The following is a 6,284-nucleotide window of genomic DNA, read 5'->3' on the forward strand; positions in this document are numbered from 1 at the left end:
CCGAAATGTTTTCCCATGAAAGAGCCTCCTGTCGTAGTCATCCTACAACAGGAGGCTCTTTTGCTCAATGTCCATTTTTCGGGGTTCAGTCCAAAGGGCGGCCTTCTTAATTTTATGCCGGAAAACGGCAAGGAGGAGAGAGTATGAACGCGAGGACGAGAGAGGAAGAGTACTTGAGGAGGATGAAGGCGCTGGGGTATGAGCCGGATTTAAGGGGGATGGACGACGGGGATATCGAGTGGGAGCTTGGCAAAATGGATGAAGCCAACCGGAGGCGGGAGGCTGAGTGGCAGCATCCGGTGTACCGGCCGGTAGACCCCGGCCTGAAGGCGCGGATACTGCGCATGTTCGGCCAGCCGCACGACGAGAGCGCGATTCCCAAGGGGCAGGAGTTTTACCTCAACGGCTGGGACAACGGGGAGGATGAGTACAGATTGCAGAAGAAACCTGCGCCGGGTATGTCGAATCCGTTGAGTGGCGGAACGAAGCGGCCGGAGGAGCCGCTCAATTATTGGGATACGGTGTTGAGCCGGGACGGCGGCGCACGCAACTGGTTCCAGCCAGCGAGCTGGGATAACAGTAAGGATAGTGGTATGAGAGCCTGGGTTGATCCACTTGGAATGTTTCCACAATATGAACATGAAAGCGGTAAAACTACGACGGACGCTTCGGCCGGGGCCGGCACTGTTGACCGCTACCGTAACAGTGAAATGGTGCCTAAAGTCACAGACGGGATAACCACGAAGGAAGATGAAAAATCAAAAACCGAAAGTGAGGACGGCTCTTTTGGCGATAGGGTCCACAATATCGGCAAGAAGCAGCTCGGACTCCCTTATGATTTAGGAGGTGATGGCGTCTCATCCACCGACTGCGGAAAATTTACTCTCGATACTTATAATCAAATAGGTGTGAATCTTGACTCGCGAACTGCCCCCGATCAACACGCTTTTTGCAAAACTAATGGTTCGGTGTTTAACGATCTTTCTCAAGCCCGGCCCGGTGACCTAGTATTTTTCAAAGACACTTACGACAGTGGCGATGGCCCCGGATCAATTACCCATGTGGGGATATATGTCGGAGACGGAAAAATGCTTCATGCAGGCAGCAGCAAAGGAGTAAGTTATGCAGACTTGAACAGCGAATATTGGCAATCTCATTTTTACGGATTTGGCAGACCACACAAGTAGAATTCCTTAATTAAACCCAAAGTAATATAGGGGCGGTCGAGTTTTCACCTGACCCTATATTACTTTGTGGACAATATTGATTTTAGGCAAACTATTAGGTAAAATAAGGTAAATGACAGTTATTGGTGGTGAAGCAATTGCTATTTCGCATTTTAGTGTTATTTTTGATAGCGTCAATTTGTGCAGGTATTGTTTCCGCCAATGTCGCCCCTCTAAATGAATCGGACTATTTTGTAAAGTTCGTCCCCACGGGCGAAACCATCCAAGTACGCAAACCTTTGGGTTTTACACCTGATAATAACGCCAAATATTTTTTAGAGCACAATTATGTTAGCGGACAAGATTATGTCTACCGTATTACGGTATACAGCAAAGATTACGTGACGAGCCGGGGAATAAGTATCGGCGACTCGGCAGATAGAGTCAGGGAGTGTTACGGGGAACCCAACCGCTATTCCGGGTCGAGAAGTCATTATAAATGGTTCAGCTACATAGAACCGAATGAGGTTTTGAAAGTCCATTTTTATCTGGATAAAGAAACAGAGAGAGTTATCGCTATCAATTGGGGTATCCTTCCCGTCGGGACTCCGCCGATGATTTTATCGTCCGACGGTGAATATTACTGACAAACACTGGATATACAGAATAGCGGCAATATAATTGCCGGCTATTTTACATGTATCTCGACATTTCCCCTCTCCCCCAAGAACGCTGAACCCTATACTGCCGGGGCCGTTCAGAAGCCCTTAGATGCAAGGCGCACCGGAGGCTGTCACCGGAAGCGTACACGTACGTACGCTGAGGATGGCAGTCGAGGAGCAACACCGCAGATGAGAGCTTATGGGCGGCTCCCCCGAATATGGCTGAGAACCCCCAGGCGGTTGCCCGGGGGTTCTCCTACTGCCCCCTAAACAAAGGGGGGCGTTTTTGCTGGAAGGCGGCTACCCCTTCCCTATGATCGTCCGTGGCCGCGCAGATGGTCTGGAGGTCGGCTTCGTATTCGAGGACGGCGTCGAGGTCGAGGTCGAGGCTGCGGCCGATGATTTTTTTCATGCAGCCGAGGGCGATGGGGGCGGCGGCGGCGAGGCGGGCGGCGAATTCGCCGGTGACGGCGGGAAGGTCGGCCGGGTCGGCGAGTTTGTTGACGAGGCCGAGGCTGTAGGCGGTGTCGGCGTCGATTAGGTCGGCGGTGAACATGAGTTCTTTGGCTTTGTGGGGGCCGACGAGCCGCGGCAGAAGGTAGAGGCCGCCGCAGTCGGGGACGAGGCCGACTTTGGCGAAGCTCTGGGCGAAGCGGGCGGCGCGGGAGGCGATGACGATGTCGCAGGCGAGGGCGAGGTTGAAGCCGGCGCCGGCGGCGACGCCGTTGACCATGGCGACGACGGGTTTTTCAAGGCCGATGATGAGGGCGGTGAGCTGGCCGGCGTCTTTGATGAAGCGGCGGAAGGCGACTTTGTCGGCGAGGGTGCTGAGGAAGGCGAGGTCGCCGCCGGCGCAGAAGGCTTTGCCGCTGCCGGTGAGGACGATGCATCTAACTGCGGGGTCGGCCTCGGCGGCGCGCAGGGCGGCGGCAAGGCTGTCGACGAGGTCGCGGTTTAGGGCGTTCAATACTTCGGGCCTGTTTAAGGTGACGGTGGCGATGCCGCCGTCGACGGCGACGAGGACGGATTCGCTGGCCATTGTTTTTGCCTCCTTTTATGTATGAGAGGGACGTCTCCCCTCCCCTTTTACGTTCTTCTTTGTGCCGCCGGGACCGTTCAGAAGGTCCCAGATGCTAGGCGGGCCGAGCATGCGCAGCGACGCGTACTCGAATGTACGCTAGCAAGCACGCGCAGGACCAAGTGCGTCCCTCTTAGCGCTTCAGCGGTTAGAGGGGCGGCCTACCCCTTGCGGGTGCAACGCAGATGGGGCCTTATGGACGGTCCCCACTTACTGCCGAGTACATAGCTGCGAGGAATTCGGCGGCGTTGGGGATAACCTGCTCGTCAATATCAAACGCGGCATTATGGTGGCCGCCGCCGAGGGGGGTGCCGAAGAGGGCGACGAGGGCTTGGCCGCCGCGGTTTTGGACGTGCTGCATGAGGAGGGTGACGTCTTCGGAGGCGTTGAAGGCGACGGAGGGGAGGATTTTTTTGACGCTGGGGAGGCCGGCGGCGACTTTTTCGGCGAGGGCGAGCAGGGCGGGGGAGTTTTCGGCGACGCCGGCGACGGCGGCGGGCTTGATTTCGACGCCGAGGCCGTACATTTGGGCGGCGCCGCGGATGATTTCGTGGGCTTTTTCGACCATGTAGGCGTTGATTTCGTTGGTGACGCCGCGGGTTTCGAAGCGGAAGTAGGCTTTGTCGGGGATGACGTTCCAGGTGGTGCCGGCGGTGTGGTAGCCGACGTTGATGCGGCTGGCGCCGAGGCCGTGGCGGGCGATGGCGTAGAGGTTGGTGATGGCGGCGCAGGAGCCGAGGAGGGCGTTGTTGCCCTGGTCGGGGCGGAGGGCGGCGTGGATGGGCCGGCCGGTGTAGGTGATTTCGAAGCGGGAGAGGGCCATGAAGCTGTGGACGTTGAGGCAGAGGTGGCCGGTTTCTTTGGCGGCGATGCCGACGTGGCCGCTGAAGAGGTAGTCGAGGTCGTCGAGGTGGCCGCTGGCAACGAGGGCGGCGGCGCCGCCGAGGTTTTCTTCGTTGGGCTGGAAGATTATTTTGACGGCGCCGCGCAGGGTGGCGCGGTTGTCGGCGAAGTGTTTGGCGAGGAGGAGGCCGATGGCGGCGTGGGCGTCGTGGCCGCACATGTGGGCGCAGCCGGGGTTGACGGAGGCGAAGCCTTCGCGGATGGGCCGGTGGGCGGGGTCGGTGGTTTCGGCGGTTTCGTTGGCGTCGATGTCGAAGCGGAAGCCGACGGTGGGGCCGGGGAGGGCGCCTTTGATGATGCCGACGACGCCGGTGTGGCCTTCGGCGGCGGGGGCGAGGTATTTTTCGCCGGCGCCGGCTTTGACGGCCTGGGCGTAGGCGAGGGCGAGCTGGTCGGCGTCGGGGGGCATGAATTGTTTGTCGGCGGGGATGATGTCGCGGCCCATTTTTATTTCGTAGCCCCAGGCGGCGAGTTTTTCGGCGATGAAGGCGGTGGCGAAGAGTTCGAGCCAGGCGGGCTGGGGGCAGCGGTGGAGGGCGCGGCGCCATTCGATGGCGGCGGCCTGGTTGGCGGCGATGGAGTCGGTCATGTGGACACGTCCTTTCGGGGTGGTGTGAATTGGGTGCATTGTATTAATATTTGCGGGCCGGTTTGGAAAAACCTGCCGGGCATAACGAAAAAGGCTCCCGAATAATCGAGAGCCTTTTGCGGTGTATTTTTTTGGTGCCCGGGAAGGGACTCGAACCCCCACACCATCACTGATAGCAGATTTTGAGTCTCGTGACGTTATGTAAATTATGTTTGAGGTATGTCATATTAATGTTTAAGTTATATGCAATCTTGGACTTTTGGAGAGGTAGTTATAACACAACTTAAACACTATTTAAAAACCGAATAGCAGAACGAATCCTACGAATTGCAGAACAGGCACGAAGGATTAACGTCGAGCATAAGAGCTTTGAAGACCGCAAAAGTAATTGTACTATTTTTAGTATACGTGAATAAATTCTTGATTTTATTGGCTGTGACAAAATACCAGTTAGTGGAACCCGGGCTGTTTCGGGGGACATTTCGAAAGTTTTGTCCCTATATCCTCCCCAGCGCGGAGTAGCCGAAACATATCTCAGCTGCTCCAGCAAACCTCTGATAAATAACACTTGCCGGAATTCCCCGTTCTTCCCGGCGTTAAGTTTCCCCCTTGAGGGAAAGGGATGTAGCGGCGATAAGGGGGAATACCGGTTACCCTGCACCCTCGGGAGAAGGCTCTTTCCATGCTGTTTTCCCGGGCACGAACCTCTCGTTGTTCAAGCCGAAGGTGATAAGAAGGCCAATCAACAAGAGCGCCCCACCGCAGATGAAGGTGTAGTGGGCAGCCTGGCCGGCAAAGTTGTCCTTGAGCAGGGCGACGATCTGGGGGCCGACGATGCCGGCACAGCCCCAGGCGGTCAGGATGGCGCCGTAGACGACCGGCATCAGTTTCTGGCCGAAGACGTCGAGGACGAACGAGGGCATGGAGCCGAACCCGCCGCCATAGCAAAGAAGGACATAGCAGACGAGTACGCTGAAGACGAGCGGATCATTCACGAACAGCAGCGCCGCAAATACTATACACTGGCTGCCGAGAATGAGCCGGAACGTTTGGGCGCGCCCGATCCTGTCGGACAGCCCGCCCCAGAAAAAGCGACCGAGGCCGTTGAAGATGGAGCTCACGGCGATAAGGGTGGCGCCGGATGCAGCCAAGCCGGCTATAACTCGCGGGTCGCCCATCGCGGCCGGGGCGATGGCTTTTTGAAGCAAGTCCTGGAGCAGGGGTGACTGGAAGCTGATAAACATGATGCCGGCGACGATGTTGAAGAAGAACACGGTCCACATCATGAGGAATTTGCCCGAGAGAATGCTCTGTCTGGCGGTGACTGCATCCTGGGAAACTACCGCTGTGGCAGCTGCCGAGGGCGGTCGATATCCGTCCGGCATAAAACCCGCAGGCGGGTTAACTAGACAATATCCGGCCGGCAAGGTGATGGCGAGCATCGTGACGCCGATATAGAAAAATACCGCGACAAGGCTCCCGCCCGTAACGGACATCAGGAGCGGGGCAAGAATCTTAGCCATGACCAGCGCTCCGAACCCGAATCCCATGACAACCATGCCGGTGATCAAGCCCTTTTTGTCGGGAAACCACCTGGCGGCCGTCGCCACCGGCGTCACATAGCCGAGCCCCAGTCCGATCCCCCCGATCACGCCATAGCCGGCGTACAGCAGTGGGAGGCTTTTGATATGAAGGGCATAGGCGGCGATCAGGTAACCGAGGCCGAACAGTGCGCCGCCTGCCATGGCAAGCCTGCGCGGTCCGAATTTGGAAAGATTGACGCCGCCCCAAGCCGCCGCCAGGCCGAGGAAGAAAATAGCCAGGCTGAACGCCCAGGCCGCCTGGGTATTGGACCAGCCTCCGGCGGCCATGACCGGCTGCTGGAA

5 protein-coding genes are annotated in these 6,284 nt (G+C 57.4%); 2 read left to right on the forward strand and 3 right to left on the reverse strand.

Going from position 1 to position 6,284, the window contains the following annotated elements:
* Window positions 1-710 precede the first annotated feature (710 nt).
* Together RIN56_20485 and RIN56_20490 are read left to right on the forward strand one after the other, a co-directional pair.
* Window positions 711-1,187: a C40 family peptidase gene (locus tag RIN56_20485; protein ID MDR7869172.1), complete on the forward strand. Its 477-nt coding sequence runs from the start codon at window positions 711-713 to the stop codon at window positions 1,185-1,187.
* Window positions 1,188-1,315: 128 nt separating this feature from the next.
* Entirely contained in the window at window positions 1,316-1,813 is a 498-nt protein-coding gene (locus RIN56_20490) for a hypothetical protein (protein MDR7869173.1), read from the forward strand.
* 271 nt (window positions 1,814-2,084) lie between these two features.
* Here RIN56_20490 and RIN56_20495 read toward each other — a convergent pair whose 3' ends face one another.
* The 3 genes from RIN56_20495 to RIN56_20505 all read right to left on the reverse strand — a co-directional run.
* Window positions 2,085-2,867, reverse strand: coding sequence for an enoyl-CoA hydratase-related protein (locus RIN56_20495; GenBank protein MDR7869174.1), 783 nt, complete (start codon window positions 2,865-2,867; stop codon window positions 2,085-2,087).
* A 232-nt stretch (window positions 2,868-3,099) separates the two neighbouring features.
* The gene (locus RIN56_20500) at window positions 3,100-4,398 is read right to left on the reverse strand and encodes an amidohydrolase (GenBank protein ID MDR7869175.1); all 1,299 of its coding nucleotides are present in this window, start codon (window positions 4,396-4,398) and stop codon (window positions 3,100-3,102) included.
* Window positions 4,399-5,048: 650 nt separating this feature from the next.
* Window positions 5,049-6,284: OFA family MFS transporter (locus tag RIN56_20505; GenBank protein ID MDR7869176.1), on the reverse strand; the 1,236-nt coding region annotated here is incomplete at its 5' end.

The organism is Sporomusaceae bacterium, from assembly GCA_031460455.1.
Lineage (GTDB): Bacteria > Bacillota > Negativicutes > Sporomusales > UBA7701 > Anaeroselena.

Coding starts and splice junctions, on each gene's coding strand:
- RIN56_20500 (MDR7869175.1), bottom strand. CDS start 4,398: ATGACCGACTCCATCGCCGCCAACCAGGCCGCCGCCATCGAATGGCGC.
- RIN56_20495 (MDR7869174.1), bottom strand. CDS start 2,867: ATGGCCAGCGAATCCGTCCTCGTCGCCGTCGACGGCGGCATCGCCACC.
- RIN56_20485 (MDR7869172.1), top strand. CDS start 711: ATGGTGCCTAAAGTCACAGACGGGATAACCACGAAGGAAGATGAAAAA.